Annotated in this window: 18 protein-coding genes and 1 other RNA gene; 16 read left to right on the forward strand and 3 right to left on the reverse strand. The window is 46.2% G+C overall.

Annotation, left to right across the window (positions count from 1 at the left end; translation table 11 throughout):
- Positions 1–26 precede the first annotated feature (26 nt).
- From HFE01_RS13970 to rnpB, 8 genes are all read left to right on the forward strand, one after another.
- Positions 27–503, forward strand: coding sequence for a YaiI/YqxD family protein (locus tag HFE01_RS13970; protein ID WP_017428153.1), 477 nt, complete (start codon positions 27–29; stop codon positions 501–503).
- Positions 496–2,370, forward strand: coding sequence for a DNA primase (dnaG, locus tag HFE01_RS13975; protein ID WP_017428152.1), 1,875 nt, complete (start codon positions 496–498; stop codon positions 2,368–2,370). The genes HFE01_RS13970 and dnaG overlap by 8 nt, the downstream gene beginning before the upstream one ends.
- A 42-nt stretch (positions 2,371–2,412) precedes the next feature.
- The gene (gene rpoD / locus HFE01_RS13980) at positions 2,413–3,546 is read left to right on the forward strand and encodes an RNA polymerase sigma factor RpoD (RefSeq protein WP_007431230.1); all 1,134 of its coding nucleotides are present in this window, start codon (positions 2,413–2,415) and stop codon (positions 3,544–3,546) included.
- 87 nt (positions 3,547–3,633) lie between these two features.
- Entirely contained in the window at positions 3,634–4,473 is an 840-nt protein-coding gene (locus tag HFE01_RS13985) for a hypothetical protein (RefSeq protein ID WP_167438397.1), read from the forward strand.
- Positions 4,470–5,231 (forward strand): tRNA (adenine(22)-N(1))-methyltransferase, encoded by a 762-nt coding sequence (locus HFE01_RS13990; protein ID WP_167438396.1) that lies wholly within the window; start codon positions 4,470–4,472, stop codon positions 5,229–5,231. Before HFE01_RS13985 ends, HFE01_RS13990 begins: the two co-directional genes overlap by 4 nt.
- The gene (locus HFE01_RS13995; protein WP_167438395.1) at positions 5,207–6,322 is read left to right on the forward strand and encodes a Nif3-like dinuclear metal center hexameric protein; all 1,116 of its coding nucleotides are present in this window, start codon (positions 5,207–5,209) and stop codon (positions 6,320–6,322) included. Before HFE01_RS13990 ends, HFE01_RS13995 begins: the two co-directional genes overlap by 25 nt.
- A gap of 62 nt (positions 6,323–6,384) precedes the next feature.
- A complete protein-coding gene (locus HFE01_RS14000) occupies positions 6,385–6,951 on the forward strand; it encodes a flavin reductase family protein (RefSeq protein WP_113049913.1) in 567 nt (188 codons plus the stop codon).
- A gap of 79 nt (positions 6,952–7,030) precedes the next feature.
- Positions 7,031–7,429: RNase P RNA component class A (gene rnpB, locus HFE01_RS14005), an RNA gene on the forward strand.
- 281 nt (positions 7,430–7,710) lie between these two features.
- Here rnpB and HFE01_RS14010 read toward each other — a convergent pair.
- The gene (locus HFE01_RS14010; RefSeq protein WP_016821574.1) at positions 7,711–8,931 is read right to left on the reverse strand and encodes an aminotransferase-like domain-containing protein; all 1,221 of its coding nucleotides are present in this window, start codon (positions 8,929–8,931) and stop codon (positions 7,711–7,713) included.
- Between the two features lie 116 nt (positions 8,932–9,047).
- On the opposite strand from HFE01_RS14010, the gene pdxR reads away from it, so the two are divergent.
- Both pdxR and HFE01_RS14020 read left to right on the forward strand, forming a co-directional pair.
- Positions 9,048–10,523 carry a MocR-like pyridoxine biosynthesis transcription factor PdxR gene (gene pdxR / locus HFE01_RS14015; RefSeq protein ID WP_167438394.1) on the forward strand — a complete coding sequence of 492 codons (1,476 nt, stop codon included), beginning with the start codon at positions 9,048–9,050 and terminating at the stop codon, positions 10,521–10,523.
- Positions 10,524–10,611: 88 nt separating this feature from the next.
- Positions 10,612–10,842: a hypothetical protein gene (locus tag HFE01_RS14020; protein WP_013372124.1), complete on the forward strand. Its 231-nt coding sequence runs from the start codon at positions 10,612–10,614 to the stop codon at positions 10,840–10,842.
- Positions 10,843–10,895: 53 nt separating this feature from the next.
- On the opposite strand, the gene HFE01_RS14025 is transcribed toward HFE01_RS14020, so the two are convergent.
- Entirely contained in the window at positions 10,896–12,776 is a 1,881-nt protein-coding gene (locus HFE01_RS14025) for a S8 family peptidase (protein ID WP_167438393.1), read from the reverse strand.
- 185 nt (positions 12,777–12,961) lie between these two features.
- Between HFE01_RS14025 and HFE01_RS14030 the strand changes: the two genes are divergently transcribed.
- The 6 genes from HFE01_RS14030 to thiI all read left to right on the forward strand — a co-directional run bounded on the left by HFE01_RS14030 (position 12,962) and on the right by thiI (position 17,715).
- Complete coding sequence (locus tag HFE01_RS14030; protein ID WP_016821571.1) at positions 12,962–13,468, forward strand: YpuI family protein; 507 nt, start codon at positions 12,962–12,964, stop codon at positions 13,466–13,468.
- A 188-nt stretch (positions 13,469–13,656) separates the two neighbouring features.
- Positions 13,657–13,884 carry a DUF1540 domain-containing protein gene (locus HFE01_RS14035; RefSeq protein ID WP_025365350.1) on the forward strand — a complete coding sequence of 76 codons (228 nt, stop codon included), beginning with the start codon at positions 13,657–13,659 and terminating at the stop codon, positions 13,882–13,884.
- A 41-nt stretch (positions 13,885–13,925) separates the two neighbouring features.
- On the forward strand, positions 13,926–14,321 hold the full coding sequence (locus HFE01_RS14040) for a hypothetical protein (protein WP_016821569.1): 396 nt from the start codon (positions 13,926–13,928) through the stop codon (positions 14,319–14,321).
- A 163-nt stretch (positions 14,322–14,484) separates the two neighbouring features.
- Entirely contained in the window at positions 14,485–15,183 is a 699-nt protein-coding gene (locus HFE01_RS14045) for a lytic transglycosylase domain-containing protein (protein ID WP_126666842.1), read from the forward strand.
- 155 nt (positions 15,184–15,338) lie between these two features.
- On the forward strand, positions 15,339–16,487 hold the full coding sequence (locus HFE01_RS14050; RefSeq protein ID WP_167438392.1) for a cysteine desulfurase family protein: 1,149 nt from the start codon (positions 15,339–15,341) through the stop codon (positions 16,485–16,487).
- Position 16,488: 1 nt separating this feature from the next.
- On the forward strand, positions 16,489–17,715 hold the full coding sequence (gene thiI, locus HFE01_RS14055) for a tRNA uracil 4-sulfurtransferase ThiI (protein ID WP_031461788.1): 1,227 nt from the start codon (positions 16,489–16,491) through the stop codon (positions 17,713–17,715).
- Positions 17,716–17,786: 71 nt separating this feature from the next.
- On the opposite strand, the gene HFE01_RS14060 is transcribed toward thiI, so the two are convergent.
- Complete coding sequence (locus HFE01_RS14060; RefSeq protein WP_167438391.1) at positions 17,787–18,482, reverse strand: TerC family protein; 696 nt, start codon at positions 18,480–18,482, stop codon at positions 17,787–17,789.
- Positions 18,483–18,526 lie beyond the last annotated feature (44 nt).

Below are 18,526 nucleotides of genomic sequence, written 5' to 3' on the forward strand. Positions count from 1 at the left end.
ATGCGGATGCGAGATGGGGGATGTTCATGGGAGGGTCCGGAAATTTCCCGGATATACGGATCGTTGTTGACGGGGACGCTTGTCCGGTTAAAAGTGAAATAGCAGAGACAGCTTCCCGTTTTCATATTGACGTTATTATGGTATCTTCATATGATCATCTCATTCAGGGCAGCAAAGGCGTAAGCGTTGTTAAAGTAGACCGAAGCGATCAGAGTGCCGATCTCTATATTGCCAATCATATCCGCCGCGGAGATATTGTAACAACCAACGACTATGGTCTTGCTGCACTTGCCTTGGCAAAAGGGTGTGAAGTGATGTCTTTTCGCGGAACGATGTATCGAAACGATTCGATAGACTTCATGCTGGACCGACGCCACACTTCTGCCAAAGAACGGAAAAAAGGACGTTATGGAAAAGGTCCTAAACCGTTTACATTAGAGGATCGTGAAGTTTTTCAACATAAACTGACAAAACTTTTACTTCGCTTGCAGGAGAATGAATAACGGTATCGAATTATATTTACGTGCTAAAGAGATGAAGGTGGTTAATATGAGTGCCGGACAAGGTAACATACCGGACGATATCATCGAGTCAGTTTTACAACATCATGATATTGTAGATACGGTAAGCAAGTACGTGCATTTGACCAAACAGGGGAAATATATGAAAGGCCTCTGTCCTTTTCATTCCGAAAAAACCCCTTCATTCACCGTGACACCGGATCGTCAGATTTTTTACTGCTACGGCTGCGGCGCGGGAGGCAATGCCATCAAGTTCATGATGGAAATCGAAGGACTATCCTTTCCCGAAGCTGTCAGGACAATGGCAGAAGAAAGTCATATTCCGCTCGGCGAATGGCAGGGACGTGATTCATCGCATCAGCATCCTGAGTTGGACAGGCTGTTGCAAGCGTATGAACTAACATCTAAGATGTACCATTTTTTGCTTAAAAATACGGAGCACGGCAAACCAGCCATGGAATATTTGCGTTCACGGGGATTCAGTGACAAGATCATTGACCAATTCCAAATTGGCTATGCACCCAACCGATGGGATACGATCGTTCAGTTTCTAGAGAAGCGTTCTTTTGATCCTGTCGAGATGGAGAAGGGAGGGCTTATTTCTCCCCGACATGAGGGTGACGGATATGTAGATCGATTCAGAGATCGTATCATGTTTCCCATTTGGAATCGAAACGGAAAAGTTATTGCCTTTGCGGGCCGTATACTTGGCGAGGGGCAGCCGAAGTATTTGAACTCACCGGAGACCAAGCTATTTAACAAAAGCCGAACGCTGTACAATCTCCATCATGCTAAAACCTCAATTCGCAAGCTTCGTCAAAGTGTTCTTTTTGAAGGTTATGGCGATGTGATCTCGGCATGGGAAGCTGGCGTACAAAATGGAGTGGCCGCCATGGGGACTGCTCTAACGGAGCATCATGCTACGATGTTAAAGGGACTGTGCGACGAGGTTATTATTTGTTATGATGGTGACCGGGCAGGACAAGCGGCAGCGCTTAAAAATTTTCCGCTGTTGGAAAATGCGGGACTTCACGTAAAAGTAGCGTTGGTCAGCGACGGTATGGACCCGGATGATTTTATCCGGCAATACGGCGCCGAACGATTTCAGCGCCAAATTATCGAAAGTGCTGTTTCAACGGTGAAATTTAAGCTTATATATCTGAAAAAAAACCATATACTGCAAGAGGAAGAAGGAAGAATCGCGTATTCCCGCGAAGCATTAAATGTCATTGCACCTCTGTCATCCCCGACTGAGCGGGAAGTGTATCTGCGCGAAGTTTCAGCCGAAGTCAAGGTTGATTTTGAAACCTTAAAGCAAGAATGCAATTTACTCCGCCAAACCCTGCAAAAAAAACAGAACTTTGGGGATAATAACGAAAATGGGTGGAATAATGGTAGGCATAAAAAAGGGCAGGTTTCTACGCCCAATCTGTTGCCGGCTTACCATGTGGCTGAACGTAGGCTGCTTCACTGGATGATGCAGGATTTAGAAGCTGCAGAGTATGTAGAGAAGCATCTGGGGGACGCCTTTAATATTGAGGATCATGCAGCAATTGCTGCTTATCTATATGCCTATTACGCGCAAGGGAAGTTACCGGATACAAGCCGTTTTATTTCATCTTTGCAAGACGACCGACTGGAGAAGAACGTAAGTTCGATCATGATGATGGATGCTCCAGGCGTATGGGCACCGCACATTTTGGATGATTATATTCGTCAAGTGCGAAAATTTCCATTGCAGGAGCAACTGGATTTGAAAAGGGAAGAAATGAGAACCGCTGAGCGCTTAGGTGATTTTTTGCGTGCAGCACAAATTGCAAGTGAGATTATAGCCCTAGAGAGACAATGAACACACAGAGGTCGGATGTTTCTAGGAGGAGGGAGTCGAAAGATGGCGAATGATCAGCATACTGAACTGGAGACGGAATTAACACTGGATCAGGTCAAAGATCAACTGATTGAGTTGGGTAAAAAAAGTTCCTCTCTGAACTACAAAGATATCATGGAAAAACTGTCGCCGTTTGATCAGGACCCCGAGCAAATGGATGAGTTTTATGAGCAGCTGGGTGACTTGGGGATTGAGGTTGTGAATGACAACGACGAAGAAGTTACCAGATTGCGTCAAAATGACGACCCGGAAAACAATGACGGGGATGATTTTAATTTCGATGACGATCTGAGCCTGCCTCCCGGTATTAAAATTAATGACCCAGTCCGGATGTACTTGAAGGAAATCGGTCGTGTACCGCTGCTTTCTGCTGATGATGAGGTGGAGCTTGCCAAACGGATCAATAATGGCGATGAAGAAGCTAAGCGTCGGTTGGCTGAAGCTAACTTGCGCCTGGTTGTAAGTATTGCCAAACGTTATGTTGGTCGTGGCATGCTTTTCCTAGATCTAATTCAAGAAGGTAATATGGGTTTGATTAAGGCAGTAGAAAAATTTGATTACGAAAAAGGCTTTAAATTCAGTACGTACGCAACCTGGTGGATTCGTCAGGCGATTACACGCGCAATTGCCGATCAGGCTAGAACGATCCGTATTCCGGTGCATATGGTGGAAACGATCAACAAGCTAATTCGTGTATCGCGTCAACTGTTGCAAGAGCTGGGGCGCGAACCTACGCCGGAAGAAGTGGCTGCCGAGATGGAGCTAAGCGTGGAAAAAGTACGGGAAATCATGAAAATTGCCCAAGAACCGGTTTCATTGGAAACACCAATTGGTGAAGAGGATGACTCACATCTGGGGGATTTCATTGAGGATCAGGAAGCATTGGCGCCTGCAGATGCAGCTGCCTATGAGCTTCTGAAGGAACAACTCGAGGATGTACTGGATACGTTGACCGAACGGGAAGAGAATGTTTTGCGTCTCCGTTTTGGTTTGGACGACGGAAGAACCAGAACTCTTGAAGAAGTGGGTAAAGTGTTCGGTGTTACACGTGAACGTATTCGTCAAATTGAGGCCAAAGCGCTGCGTAAGTTGCGCCATCCAAGCCGCAGTAAGCGACTGAAGGATTTCCTCGAATAGAAGCGTAACATTGCGGACCTTCTGCGGCTTGAAGCGCGCAGAAGGTCTTTTTTTATCTCATGGCAGCCTTGGTGGAGGGGAAGAAGCTTGGACCAGGAGAAAAAACGGACAATACTGTTACATGAAATTGAGCATTGGCGGCAGAGTCGACTGCTCCCTGAGCAATATTGCGATTTTCTATCCAACCTGTATCGGGACGATGAAAATCCGGCACAAAGCCAGAACCGTAACAACACTGGGCTGCTTACATATCTTAGACACGGGCATGGGATCGCCTGGCTTCTTGGTTTTGTCATTATTTCCTGCATTTGTTTGATCGGTTTTTATTTTACCGCTTTTCCGTTGGCAATGCAAATATGCTCGGCAAGTGCAGTTACTGCCATTTGCTATGGAATGGCCGCGGTTTGGCGGTCTTCCGAAAAGAGTATGAGTGCAATGTTGAGCACTTTAGGCAGTGCAATTATGCTGGGTTCAGGTGTATGGATCATTCAGCTTCATCAAGGTGAAGCTAAGGTTTGGTTTCTAGTGCTGGTGGGCCTGTGCGGTTTGATATGGTGTCTCGTAGGATTAACTTTGCGCATTAGCTTGCTTCATTACTGTGGTCTTGCTGGGCTGCTTTTAGTGTATGCGGTGCTTATAGGCCGCTATTGGCCTACAGCTACTTTAGTGAAGCTTGAGGTATTTTGGATTTTACACGCAGTATTGTTGATTGGATTAAGCTGGTGGGTACATCGCCGCTTTCCCCGTCTCGCGTTGGTTTATTTTACTATAGGACTGACCCTTGTGTTTATGGCGGAAGCAGACACGGTCGTCCTGCGCCATCAAGCAGCAGGGGAAGTGATGTTTTTTAGCATACTGAAGTTGGCTTTTGTCGTAGGGATTTTATTTTGGACTCGAAAAAAATGGATTACGTGGGTGACGTCATGAAACTTTCTCAGCGATTACAATATATTTTGGAACAAATTCCTGCCGGTAGCAGACTGGCTGATATTGGCTCGGATCACGGATTACTCCCTGTGGCTGCAGTGCGCTCTGGCAGAGTATCACAAGCCGTAGCGGGTGAGGTCAACGATGGACCATTGCGTGCGGCTCAAAAGCAGGTAGCTGAAGCAGGCCTTACAGATCGCATTGCGGTTAGAAAAGGGGATGGCTTGGCTGTAGTTAAGGTCAATGAGGTAGATGTTATTACGATAGCGGGCATGGGTGGTGCCTTGATCGCTTCCATTTTGGAGCAAGGGAAAGACAAGCTTGATTCAGTGAAACAGCTTGTTTTACAGCCCAACGTAGGCGAGGATATTTTACGACGCTGGCTAATCAAGCATCAATGGGTATTAATAAACGAACATATTATGGAAGAAGATGGTAAAATATATGAAGTTCTGACAGCAGTGCCTGCTTCCGAAAGCGCACTGAAACAGGACGAGCTGTATCGGCCGTGGGAACTTCCTAGTAGTTCGCTGGTGCTGACAGAGGATTTGTTGATACTACTCGGACCGTTATTGGTCAAAGCACCCAATGAAATCTTTTTTTCTAAATGGCATTTGGAGATTCGCAAGCTTCAGGATGTGCTGGCGCAAGTGGCACGGTCAGATCAGGCATCCGCGCAGCATAAGCAGGAGCAATTGCGCAAGCAAATTGAACAGCTGAAGGAGGTACTTGCATGTTTGCCAAAGGACAGACAGTAATTAGCTATCTGGAGCAGCTGGCTCCGAAATACTTGGCAGTTCCAGACGATAAAATTGGTCTTCAACTGGGTAGCCTGCAAAAGGAAATCAAAAGCATATTAGTAGCCCTGGATGTCAATGATGAGGTTGTTGAAGAGGCGATCCGCATAAAAGCTGATCTCATTATTGCGCATCATGCGATTATATTCCGCCCACTTAAAGCTTTGAACACGGACCAGCCTGCAGGCAGATTGTATGAAAAGCTGATCAAGAATGATATTGCTGTCTACATCAGTCATACGAATCTGGATACGGCAGAGGATGGCATGAATGATTGGATGGCAGAAGCACTGGGTATTCAAAGTGAAGGTACGCTGGAGGATGTTCACACCGAGCAATTATTTAAGCTTGTCGTTTTCGTACCCAAAACACATCATCAACGTGTACTGGATGCCGTACTGAATGCGGGAGCTGGACATATCGGTAACTACAGCCATTGCAGCTTTAACATCGATGGTTATGGAACTTTTGTACCGGGTAAAGGCACACAGCCGTTTTTGGGTGAGCCAGGTAAAATGGAACGTAGTGAAGAGGTTCGTATTGAGACTATTGTACCGCAGGGTGTACGCAATAAAGTTGTCCAAGCGATGCTGAAGGCTCATCCTTATGAAGAGGTGGCTTATGACCTTTACTCTATGGATTTGAAAGGCCGTACCTTTGGATTGGGACGAGTGGGCAAGCTCAAGGAAGCCCGCACGTTGCGGGAGTTTGTAGATGTTGTTAAAAACGGTCTCAACGTTGAGCATGTACGTGTGGTGGGTGACTTGGACCGTTGGATCAAAAAAGCAGCCGTGCTTGGAGGCTCTGGCAGTCGCTATGTAAATAAGTCGCTTTTTAAAGGCGCTGACGTATTAGTGACGGGGGATATCGACTATCACACGGCTCACGATGCCCTGATGGCCGGCATTGCTATTATTGACCCTGGACATAACGCAGAAAAGATTATGAAGCCTAAAACCGCAGAATGGATGCGCAAACGCTTGGCAGAAGGTCGATACTCAACGGAAGTATATGTATCTGAAGTAGACACCGATCCTTTTCAATTTTTGTAAAACCTTCACATCTATGAGAAAATAAAGGCGTACTATTACATTTTTTCGTAGGGAGAGGTTGTATGCGAACGATGATAGCCGATTCTGCGATTCATGCCTATCCAGGCATGGTTGCAATTGTTACTTCCCGTTATGAGAGAGTAAATAATGTAATGGCCTCAGGCTGGCATACATATATCGGATCATCACCGGGCATGTATGGCATTTCATTGAGGAAGGAAACGTATTCTTACGGACTGATTAAGAAAAGCGGAGGCTTTGGTGTTCAGTTTCTGCCTGCGCACAGATCGGAATGGATTCAGGCTGTAGGTACCTTTAGTGGTAGAGATGTAGATAAGTTTCAGCAGTTTGGGATTGCATATGAAGACGGAATTTCAGTGGATGTGCCTATATTGCTGGAAGCGTATCTCGCTTATGAGTGTAAAGTAGTGGATATTCATACCTACGGAGATCATGACTGGATTGTCGGCGAAATACAGCAGACCTACCGGGATGATGAACTATTCCTAGATGAGGACGTTCCTGATTTTAGTAAGCTTTCAATTCCGTTATACGTGGGAAGGTCTGCTTATTACGTGGCAGATGATTCATTACAGAGAAAGGTACATCCGTTTTATTTGAGCAAGTAAAAAGAGTGCTCTATAATTTACAATATTTTCAGGGTTGTATCATGCACGCGTTCCCTGTATACTATGTAATGTTGTTCGGAAAGTTTAACAGACAATCGCTGGTGGCGTAAGCCACGAGAGGAAAGTCCGGGCTCCATAGGGCAGGATGCTGGATAACGTCCAGTCAGCGCGAGTTGAAGGATAGTGCCACAGAAATGGACCGCCGATGGCCGCTTGCGGCACAGGCAAGGATGGAACCGAGGTGTAAGAGACCCCGAGGAACGCTGGTGACTTCGTTCCTGGTAAACCCCATCTGGAGCAAGACCTAAAGGGACACAGCTTCTTCGCGAAGCAGCCTTAGCCCGAGGCGTGTCTAGGTTGGTCGCTGGAGCTGGATAGCAATGTTCGGCCTAGATAGATGATTGTCGCTTTTAGTGGGAGGGTAGTTCCCGTCTGTACCACGAATAGCACAGAACCCGGCTTACGGAAAACTTTCCCCACTGCAACACCTTAAAATGTATGAATCTATTTTATTAATGAATGACCTGTTTGCATGAGAAATCTTTAATCCAAATGTATTTATTGCATTAAAAAGGGTGCGTCATATTCCTGTGGGAATGATGAAGCACCCTTTTTAATGTACAGCCGGATTGCGCAAAATCCGTACATTTATAGAATAAAGCCCCCAGCATAGCACTGGAGGCTTCATTCTGTTTTTTTTGACTTACAAATCCTGTGTCGTATAAACGTGCGAGGATGAGACTTGCAATCAGCACTCTATTAACGCGCGTTTCTTACTACATTTTCCTCCATATACATCTTCAACGCCCGATCCAATCGGTCAACTGCTTTTGGAAGCAGGCTTGGATCGGTATGCGTGAAGTTGATTCGCATATGGTTGCTGCCGCTTAGGTCAGCATAGAAAACTTGTCCAGGCACAAATGCGACTCCTTCCTGAATCGCGAGTTGCAGCAACTGCTCAGAACGGAAGCCTTCAGGTAAGGTAACCCACATAAACATGCCACCAAGTGCATCATTCCAAGTGATTCCTTCCCATTGGCGTTCTTTCATTAACGATGTAAGACGCAGCATACGAGTGTGATACTCAGCGGACACGGTACGTATATGTCCCTCCAAATCAAAGAAGTCCAACAGTTCATTCAAAGCACGCTGGTCAATACTGCTGGAGTGCAAATCAGCAGATTGTTTGGCATTCGCGGTCTTAACGACGATCGCTTGATCAGCTACCAACCATCCAGAGCGAACACCTGGAGCGACAGTTTTAGAGAATGTAGAAGTATACATTACATGACCGTCGCCACCTAGCTGTTGATCAATAGAAAATAGGGATGGGAAGTTAAGGTTCTCATCAAATTTGAGTCGCCCGTAAGGATCGTCTTCAAAAATTAAAGTTCCGTATTTACGGCATAGCTCAACAACGCCTGTTCTGCGTTCCATACTCCATACACTTCCTGCTGGGTTGGAGAAGGTAGGGATGACATACACAAATTTTGGCTGATGCTGTTTGATCTTGGACTCAAGATCATCTAATTGCATACCGTTAGCGTCTGTATTTACACTTACAATGTTAGCGCCATAGGAATTGAATACCTGGAGAGCAGCCAAATAAGTAGGGGACTCCACCAATACAGTATCCTGCGGATCAAGCAACACACGTGAAACTAGATCAATGGTCTGCTGCGAGCCTGTTGTCATGAGGATGTTATCTCTGGTGACGGAGATGCCTTGGGATGACATGATTGCTGCCAGACGTTCCCGTAGAGGAATGTATCCCTCGGTTAGGCCGTATTGAAGTGCGGTAGTACCGCCGAGGCGGAATACCCGCTCATAGGCTTTAGCAACCGCTTCGACGGGAAAGAAGGCATCGGCCGGAAGGCCACCTGCGAGAGATAATACATCTGTTCCCTGTGTCAGCTTCAAAATGTCCCTTACCATGGACGAGCCCTGAGTACGAGCCATACCCGAAAATTTGTATTCCAATCCAATCATCTCCTGTGTTCTATACTGTGCTAAGAAATTTGTTGTATTATATCGATAATGAAGTATAACAGTAAACGTCTAAATGTAACAGTTGATTTTTGGAGGGAAGGGTTCCGATGCATATTGATCTCAGCCGCAACAGCAGTGTCAAATTATATTTACAGATTACCAAAACATTAGCGGATCGCATTCAGTCAGGGCTACTACCTCAGGGTACGAAGCTTCCCTCTATCCGTCATCTGTCCAGTCTGCTTGCGGTGAGTCCTGTAACTGTAAGCAAGGCGTATGCCGAGCTAGAGTCCATGAATTTGGTTACGTGCACACAGGGAAAAGGTTGCTATGTGGCGGAAGCTTCAGTCCCGATTTATCGTGAGGGGGCGCAGGATTTGTCTTGGCAGATGTCGCTCATCGATTATTTGCCGCGCGCACAATTATGGAGAAACTTTAACCACAGCCGAAAGGCTACCTATTCTTTTCATATAGCCGCAATACAACCGGAGCTTCTTCCCACGCGCGAAATCATAGCAGATACTCAACGTTTATCCTCTGAAAATTCCGATGTAATGGCTGCATATGGGACTTTTGAAGGTGATTTAGAACTAAGAGAAGTGTTTGCAGACCACTTGAGTGAACGTGGTATACCTACAGTGGCAGAGCAACTGCTTGTGACCAGCGGAGCTCAACAGGGGATTGACCTAGTGGCGCGTACGTTTGTTGGCCCGGGAGATGTGGTCTACATGGAAGCTCCTACCTATACTGGGGCCATTGATGTGTTCACTAGTCGTGGTGCCAAAGTAATTATGATTCCGATGGACGAGCAGGGGATGCGGATTGATATTTTGACACGTCTCTGTGATACCCATCCCCCAAAATTGATCTATACGATACCTACCTTCCACAATCCTACTGGCGTAACTTTGACGGTGGCCAGACGCACGCAATTACTGGATCTGGCTCAAAGTTATCACTGTCTCATTGTTGAGGATGATCCATTTTCCGATCTCTATTACAAAACTAAACCGCCACTCTCTATCAAGGCGCATGATCAATCCGGGCATGTTGTCTATATCAAAAGCTTCAGTAAAACTGTTGCTCCCGGTTGCCGTATAGCTTGTGTAGCGGCAACTGGGAGCGTAATGGATCGTTTAGTGGCTGCCAAGTCAACTACGGATTTGGGAAGCCCTCTATTAACGCAAAAAGCACTGCTACCCTTTATCAGAAATCGACTTGATCAGCATTTTGTTTCATTGCGAGAACAAATTCGTGATCGTCTAACTGTCGCATTGAATACGCTCCAGCGCTATGCTCCGCCAGAGGTTGCCTGGTATGCTCCTGAAGGTGGTCTCAATCTATGGATTAAACTTCCCTCTATGGTGGATATTTCAGAATTGGAGCGGGTAGCTGACCGTGAAGGCATTTCCTTTTTGCCTGGTGCGGTGTGCTATGCAGGTGGTATGGATAGTAATCATATCCGTATTTCTTTTTCGTATGCGGACAAGGAAACACTTAAATCAGGTCTGCGCAAGCTATGTCGTATGTTGGGCGAAATTCTTGATCATTCGGTCATTGTGGAACGAAAGCCTATTTTATAAGGGATAAATGTATTAGGGGGTAAACATCCAAGCACAGCATACGCCTTCTTAATATGCTGTACTAATTCACCGAAAGGAGTTGCACATTATGAGTCATTGCCATTACGACCCGGTTGTGTGCCCGCCGATCCAATTTGTAAATCATCAATTTTACCCACAGGTGGTGCCTGTTGTTCATCCGATTGAAATTATCAATCAGGCGCATGTTATACCTGTGCCCCACCACGTATTTCCGGTGGTTGTCAAGGATCCTGGTGACCCATGCTGTCATACTCGCAGTCATGGAAAGCGGCCTGTCCGTACCAGTTCCAAGCGTTAAGAAAGCCTAAAAAGGCAGCCATGGAGCAACATGGCTGCTTTTTCTGGGGTATCCTAGGCTTCCAGTTTCCTCAATAGGGATTTTAACTTGTCACTGAAATGCTGTGGATAGAATTGCAGGGGAACATACGGACGTTGTGCTGCTTTCAATGCTTTATACACGTCGATTTGACCATACCCAAAATATTTGTCATGCCCTGGTGTGCCCAAATCAATTACGCTGTCTCTCATTAAATCCATTACCTCTTTATTGGTTAGATCAGGGTTAATGGATCGAATCAGGGCAGCTAGCGCTGATACATGTGGACTGGCCATTGAAGTACCCGACAGCGCAGCATATTGATTACCTGGATACGTACTGGCAATACTTGCACCTGGAGCCATGACGTCCACGTAATCGCCGTAGTTAGAAAAGGATGCGCGGTGCATAGAAGAATCTGTAGCAGAAACGGCAAATACTTCAGGGTATGCTGCTGGATAACCAGGTCGCTCCGTATTATCATTGCCTGTGGCTGCAACTAATACAACATCTTTGTCATAAGCGTATTTGATTGCATCATGCAAAAATGAAGCTTGTGCATAGTTGCCGAGACTCAAATTGATGACCTTGGCCCCGTGATCAGCTGCCCATATAATACCTTCTGCAACCGAGTAAGTCGTACCGGAGCCAGATTGGTCAAGTACCTTGATCGGCATGACCTTGTTGTACCACGTCATACCGGCGACTCCCTCACCATTATTTACGAGCGCAGAAATGATGCCCGCGACATGCGTTCCGTGACCGACGTCATCATAAGGCTTTTCGGACGGGTTTACCACGTTATGCCCAGAAAGAATTTGGCCTTTTAGATCAGGGTGATCCAAATCGACTCCCGTATCTACAACCGCGACAATTACATCCTTGCTGCCTTTGCTTAGTTTCCAACCTCTGTTGGTTTCGGTAGCAGGCAGGTTCCATTGATAGCGAGAAAAAAGCAGATCATTAGGAATAGAGCTGTCCGCTTTGATAGGTGCTTTCTCATTAGTCAGATACATATAGTGAGGCTCAGCATAAAGTGGATTCCACTTTCGTGAAAAGTATTGCTTTAGCTCTTTAAAGTTCATCTTATCCGAATGAAATACATAAGTATAACCAAGCTTGCGACCTGGCTCACAGTGTAAGTCTGCTGCAATTTCCTGCAGTTGTCGTGAATCAGGATTGTGACGGAAGCGAACGACAATTTCGTTTTCAAAATAATGGCTTGCATTTTCGTTGTCGTGTCCCGTTTTGACCGTGATATCGTGCAATGTGTCGGGATGTACGGATTCGATTTTGTAGCTACCTTCTTTTGGATAGGGAATTAAACGCAAATTTTTGCGCTGGTGCTTCTCCACGTCTCGCAATACTTGCTGACTGACTAGAGCAGCAACGCCGCATGTTCCGTCAGCCGATGGTTCAGCCATGACGAAATATTTACCGCCTTCAACCTGAAAAGCAGTCGATTCATAGGATTTATTTTGCGTGACAGAACGACGAGCTGCAGCCAAGCTGCTTTGAATTTGAGGATGGCTTAGCAGACTTGTCTGTGCTTTGCTACCTGTATAGGTGTTAGTCTTTCCGTCCCTAATGTGAATCCACTCGAGCGTATGAAGATGACTGTGTGATTGCTGCAATGTGTGGGTGAACTGTCTTTTCTGATCGGCAGTTTTACCATTCAGCTCCCGCATTACGTATTGAATATCCTGTCTTGCGTCCATCCGTGTGAGGGTATCTGTAGCGGACAGGTCCAAAGCCAACATTCCTTTTTTAAGCTGCTTCTCCTGCTGTGGTACCATCTTGGTCGTATATTCGGGCTGTGGTGTGTGGCGGTGATCGCGTGAAGGCAGCATCAGTGTGATCAGAAGCACCCCGGCAGCTGCTCCAAGCAGGGGTTTTAACCATTTTCGCCGAGACATGAACCGTCCTCCTTAAGTATTCATAAATTTATGGTTTAGCGTGAGGAGGTTGGCATGTTTTTATACCTTTCAATGCTTATTTGTGGTAGGATAAATACTGAAAATTACAGCTCTTTCGGTTAGAAGGGACTATTTTCGGGTAACCAAATTGATGAACAAGCAACAAATAAGGGGGAGCTGCCTTGATGTCAGCAGTCAACGTACAAAAATTATGTGAGTCAGCGCAGGAGAGACTGAAAACTGCCGTAAAACGTGTGGAAACATTTCTCAATGAGCATGCTCTGCCGCAACTGGCTGTGGATGGCAATGAGGAGTCCGTACTTTTTTACAAAGGTTTTTTGTCGGATCTCCGCCATGTCCTTGTTTTTTCCGAAGTATCCTATGAAAAGCTGGGTGTGGCTTTGCGCCGTGCCAACTTTGACGTCGATTTTGCGGAAAAGGCATTGTATAACGTATACCATGACTGCGTGAACAGCTTTTTTTATCCCAAAAATGAATCTTACGCAGAGGACGGACGCTATGCTTATACGGGACAAGATGCTATCCGCTTCCGTAAAACGCCTGTGCCAGCCGCACGCGAAGTGATCATGGACATTACGAAAAATTTTGAAGAATTGCGTGATGATCTGACTTATTATGAAAGTGATTATTTGACACAGCGCCGGATGCAGACTCGTCGTACTCATGCCTAAAGCATTCAATCCAGAAATTCATTTCTAATCAAAAACTAAAACAAGACAAGCAAGCCGTTTTCTACTTGTTTCCTGCCAGTTTGGAGGAGACGAAGGGAAGCGGCTTTTTTCGTATGTCACCAACTGCCATATGCCATGGACGCATAGGTGCAGACGAGCGGGGGGACAATGAATCCGAGGTGATGATCATGAGCCAAGAGGCCAAGCCAATCGTAAAGTGCAGTGTAGCCAATTGCCATTATTGGGGAGAAAACAACTTTTGCAAGGCAGATTTGATCATGATTGAAGTAGATGGTCATGCCGGGAAAAAATTTAAAGAAGAATATGCGGGGGAAAGCTTTAGTTCAGAAGAACGTGATAAGGCTGCAACGTCTGCTGCAACCTGTTGCCACACCTTTAAGCCGAAGTCTCTGTAGATTTATTACGCGATTCATTTCCATTTGGAGGTGCAGGAATTATGGAAGATCATGAAAACGATAAGCATAAGAATGAAGAGCATGTTAGCCGTGAACGTGTAGATTATCCTCGTCACGTTCAGGAGCGCTCTGCCAAGCGCCGCCATCATCGTGAGGAATATGCCGCAGAGGTTGCTCCTGGCTCGCCAGTTGTGACCAAACATGAGAACAAGGGTGAAGAGCAGGTTATAAACAATAGTGGTCGTATTTCCGGCTATATTGGGCTGGCTGCTGGTATCGCATCATTATTTATGTGGTCTATTGTGCTGGGACCCATTGCGGCAGTTTTAGGATTTTTTGCTTATGTAAATGGCAGTAAAACAACTGGTATTTGGTCGATTGGTCTTGGCGCATTGGCAACCTTGAGTTATTTTGCTTTTATCCCGTTTGTGCGCTAACCCTGTTGGTTAAAGGTTCCGATATCTTAGCTCCGCTGTCTTTTCGACAGAAACGGAGCTTTTTTTCATTAAAAAGTATGGAAGTACATAGTAAAAAGTTGTATCATAGCAATAACGACAAGCTATTTGGGATATAACAACTATAGAAAGTTGGGAACACCACATGCAAATTGATCCGCGCGTGTCCAAATCTATGTTAGACATGCAGCTGTTAAATAATATGAGTGCTACGACCCAGACGGGTACAGCGGATGCTTTTTCTGGATTGCTGGAACAAGTAGGTCAGCTGGAAACAGATGATGCTGTCACCCAAGAAAATTCAGGCGATGTTACCAGAGATGAAAACGGCTTGCTCTGGCTTCAACTGGGACCTTCGAGGGGAACGGCTTCGCCACTGGAAGTCTATCCTGCTTCTTCCAATGCGGCAACGGACGGACCTACAAAAGCTACAGCGTATGATAGTTTGATTAATGAGGCAAGTCAGAAATATGGCGTTCCGGTAGCTTTGATTAAAGCAGTTATTGATACGGAATCTTCATTTAATCCATCGGTTACTTCTTCGGCCGGAGCCAAAGGACTTATGCAGTTGATGGATGCTACAGCTCAAGGTCTGGGAGTTAGTGACCCCTATGATCCTGCACAAAATATTGATGCTGGCGTACGCTATTTATCTTACCAGATCAAACGTTTTAACGGACAGGAAAATATGGCGCTGGCTGCGTACAATGCAGGTCCCGGACGGGTGCAGCGGCTTGGCGTAAGTAGTGATGAGCAGTTGATGTCTGTACTGGACAAGCTTCCGGTAGAAACGCAAAGATATATTTCCAAAATTCAGAATGCACGTGAAAAATATACCATCTAAGCCCTATAGCTTATAGCATAAAAGTGCGTAATTTCAATTCGATTAGGTCCGCAGACAGGATCAATATGGGGAAAGGGTGTCGCTGTAATGAAGCGGCCTTTCCCTGTTTTGGTCTTTTTTTGTTGTAGCAGTTGTGGGGCAGAAAGGGGAGTTTGATGAAATATTTTGATTATGCCGCGACAACTCCGCCTTTTGAAGAGGTGATTACAACCGTTGCCGAGGTAATGAGACGCCATTATGGCAATCCATCTTCCATGCATCGGTATGGAGAGGACGCGGATAAGTTGATTAAGCGCTCGCGCGAAGTATGCGCTGCAGCTTTGGGAGTATCTCCTTCGGAGATTGTCTTCACATCCGGGGCAACGGAAAGTAATAATCTTGCCGTTAAGGGAGCAGCTTTGCAGTATCAGACCAGAGGCAAACATATCGTTACTGTATCGACAGAGCATCCGTCTGTGTATGAAGCATGCAAACAGCTAACAAATTTGGGTTTTGAGGTTACTTTTTTACCTGTGGATGAGGAAGGTCATGTGACTGCCGAACAGGTTTGTGCAGCTGTTCGTAAAGATACGATTTTAGTTAGTATCATGCATGTCAATAATGAGACGGGAAGAGTGCAACCACTACATGATATCGGAGCTGCGCTGAAAAAGCGGTTCCCCCGAGTCCTATTTCATATTGACGGTGTACAGGGGTTTGGAAAGTTGCCGGTTGATATCCGGGGGTGGCAGGCTGATCTGTATAGCCTTTCAGCGCATAAGCTACGTGGACCCAAAGGTGTGGGGTTGCTATTCGTTCGAGAAGGTGTAGAGCTTTTCCCACTGCTTAGTGGCGGCTCTCAGGAGCAAGGGGTTCGTGCGGGTACCGAAAATGTACCACTGCTTGTCGGTATGTCCAAGGCGGTACGGCTGGCGGGCGAACGACAAGCAGAGACTGCACGGCGCATGATCGAGTGGAGAGAACGGGTGGTCGCAGAATTGAAAACAATCCCACAACTGCGGCTGAACAGTGGGAAAGAAGCGCCGCATATTGTCCACTTTTCGTATCCGGGCATGAAGGCCGAGGTACTGCTGCATACGCTGGAGCAATTGGGTGTGGCAGTGTCCACCAAATCGGCTTGCTCTTCAAAATTAGCCGAGCCCAGCCGGGTACTGCTGGCGATGGGCCGCAATGAGGCAGAAGCAGCCGGCGGCATTCGTATCAGCTTTGGTGATGAACATACGGAACAGGATATCGACGAGCTCATACTCGCACTTCGACAGGCTTTAGCCAAGCTGGAATCCCTTGAAAGGTGGAAACGTTAAAATGCACTATGATATGCTGTTACTTCGCTTCGGCGAATTTACATTAAAAGGGAAGAATCGTGCTCGTTTTGAAAAGGCTGTACTGAAACACGTAAAACTGCTGCTTAAGCCTTTTCCAGGTGCCTCTTTGCGCAAGGAATTTGGACGGATTTATGTGGTTCTCGGGGGAGAGCCTTATGAACAGATCATTCAAGTATTGCAAAAGGTGTTTGGCATCACGACGATTAGTCCTGTCAAAATGGCTCCTGTTGAGTTGGATGCTATCATTGAGACGGCTGTAGCTTTAATGCATGAGCTGAACGTAGACGAGGGAACGACATTCAAGGTAAATGCCCGCAGAGTATGGAAGGAGTTTCCCCATTCTTCACAAGAGATGAATCATTTAATTGGTTCTCCTATATTGCGGAATTTTCCGGCGCTGAGGGTCGATGTACGTCAACCTAATATTGAGCTGCGTGTGGAGGTAAGAGAGCAGGCGGCATATATTTTTAGTGATGTTATTATGGCTGTAGGGGGCTTTCCGTTAGGGACGAACGGCAAAGCTATGCTGCTGCTGTCCGGTGGAATTGACAGTCCGGTAGCAGGATGGTCATCCATGCGTAGAGGCTTGGAAATTGAATGTGTACATTTTTATAGCTATCCATTTACAAGTGAGCGTGCGAAAGAAAAGGTTATTGATTTGGCAAAAGTATTAGCAGGCTACGCGGGCCGAATCAAAATCCACCTTGTGCCGTTTACAGAAGTGCAGACGGCCTTTACTCGCACTGGGCAGGATAATTTGATTATTACGCTAATGAGGCGGTCTATGCTGCGAATTGCAACAATGCTGGCAGAGCGTGAAGGAGCATTGGCACTCGTGACGGGCGACAGTCTGGGTCAAGTTGCTAGTCAAACGCTATCCAGCATGAATGTGATTGGTCGTTCGACGGAACTCCCCTTGCTGCGACCTCTCGTCATGATGGATAAGCAGGAGATCACAGAAATCGCTAAGCAAATTGGCACCTACGATTTATCCATTCTCCCGTATGAGGATTGCTGTACATTGTTTGTTCCCAAATCTCCCACGACCAATCCGAATTTGTGGGTAGTGCAGAAGATTGAAGCCTCTATTCGGGATTTAAATGCTTTAATCGATCAGGCTGTAGCTACAACGGAGACGGTTGTCCTTGAGGCAGGTGGAGCTGTAGAGGGGCGTAAAGAGGAAGTTATACAGGAAGATTGGTTTTAATAAAAAAGGCAGACCCGCAACAATGTTGGGGTCTGCCTTTTTATTTGGGTGGGGTCCTTTTGAAACCTCTTTTAGATGGCTTTTTCTCGACGGGATACTGCTCTGCGATTTTGAAGATACCCTGTGAGCAAAATGCCAGCCATAACGGTGGCAATAAACAAGATACGCAGCGCCGGATGCTCCGTAAAGTATGGTGCCAGCTTACGTTCTTCAGTGATCATATTAGAGGCCGTATAACCAAGCACAGCCGATCCTAAATAGATGATCCAGGGGAATTTGTTGATCAGCTTGATAAAAAGAGTGCTTCCCCATACAACGATCGGCACACTGATTAACAGGCCCAGCACTACAAGTATCAAATGCTGCTGGGCCGCGCCAGCAACAGCAATCACGTTGTCCAGACCCATTGCCGCATCGGCGACAATAATGGTGCGGATAGCACCCCATAGAGTTGTGCCTGCTTTAACTTCGGCATGATCCTCTTGGTCCACGAGTAACTTATACGCGATCCAGACTAGCATCACACCCCCAATGAGTAACAACCACGGTACTTGGAGCAACCAGAGTACCACAATAGTGGCTGCTATGCGGATGAGCAGGGCACCCCCGGTGCCGTATAGAATCGCTTTTTTTTGCATTGCAGGAGGCAGCTTTCTGGCGGCAAGCCCAATTACAATCGCATTATCTCCTGCGAGTAGAAGGTCAATAAATATTACATTAAGCAATAGCCAAAAGAACTGAAGTACAGACATGTCAATCGTTCTCATCTCCCTGATTAAACATCATCAAAAACATTGCATGTTGTTTATGT

The sequence above is a fragment of the Paenibacillus sp. EKM10P genome (assembly GCF_011800655.1).
Classification (GTDB): domain Bacteria; phylum Bacillota; class Bacilli; order Paenibacillales; family Paenibacillaceae; genus Paenibacillus; species Paenibacillus polymyxa.

Bases quoted from the DNA above. Each gene is read 5' to 3' on its own strand.
- HFE01_RS13970 (WP_017428153.1), top strand. From the start codon at position 27: ATGGGAGGGTCCGGAAATTTCCCGGATATACGGATCGTTGTTGACGGG.
- dnaG (WP_017428152.1), top strand. From the start codon at position 496: ATGAATAACGGTATCGAATTATATTTACGTGCTAAAGAGATGAAGGTG.
- rpoD (WP_007431230.1), top strand. From the start codon at position 2,413: ATGGCGAATGATCAGCATACTGAACTGGAGACGGAATTAACACTGGAT.
- HFE01_RS13990 (WP_167438396.1), top strand. From the start codon at position 4,470: ATGAAACTTTCTCAGCGATTACAATATATTTTGGAACAAATTCCTGCC.
- HFE01_RS13995 (WP_167438395.1), top strand. From the start codon at position 5,207: ATGTTTGCCAAAGGACAGACAGTAATTAGCTATCTGGAGCAGCTGGCT.
- HFE01_RS14000 (WP_113049913.1), top strand. From the start codon at position 6,385: ATGCGAACGATGATAGCCGATTCTGCGATTCATGCCTATCCAGGCATG.
- pdxR (WP_167438394.1), top strand. From the start codon at position 9,048: ATGCATATTGATCTCAGCCGCAACAGCAGTGTCAAATTATATTTACAG.
- HFE01_RS14020 (WP_013372124.1), top strand. From the start codon at position 10,612: ATGAGTCATTGCCATTACGACCCGGTTGTGTGCCCGCCGATCCAATTT.
- HFE01_RS14025 (WP_167438393.1), bottom strand. From the start codon at position 12,776: ATGTCTCGGCGAAAATGGTTAAAACCCCTGCTTGGAGCAGCTGCCGGG.
- HFE01_RS14030 (WP_016821571.1), top strand. From the start codon at position 12,962: ATGTCAGCAGTCAACGTACAAAAATTATGTGAGTCAGCGCAGGAGAGA.
- HFE01_RS14035 (WP_025365350.1), top strand. From the start codon at position 13,657: ATGAGCCAAGAGGCCAAGCCAATCGTAAAGTGCAGTGTAGCCAATTGC.
- HFE01_RS14040 (WP_016821569.1), top strand. From the start codon at position 13,926: ATGGAAGATCATGAAAACGATAAGCATAAGAATGAAGAGCATGTTAGC.
- HFE01_RS14045 (WP_126666842.1), top strand. From the start codon at position 14,485: ATGCAAATTGATCCGCGCGTGTCCAAATCTATGTTAGACATGCAGCTG.
- HFE01_RS14050 (WP_167438392.1), top strand. From the start codon at position 15,339: ATGAAATATTTTGATTATGCCGCGACAACTCCGCCTTTTGAAGAGGTG.
- thiI (WP_031461788.1), top strand. From the start codon at position 16,489: ATGCACTATGATATGCTGTTACTTCGCTTCGGCGAATTTACATTAAAA.
- HFE01_RS14060 (WP_167438391.1), bottom strand. From the start codon at position 18,482: ATGAGAACGATTGACATGTCTGTACTTCAGTTCTTTTGGCTATTGCTT.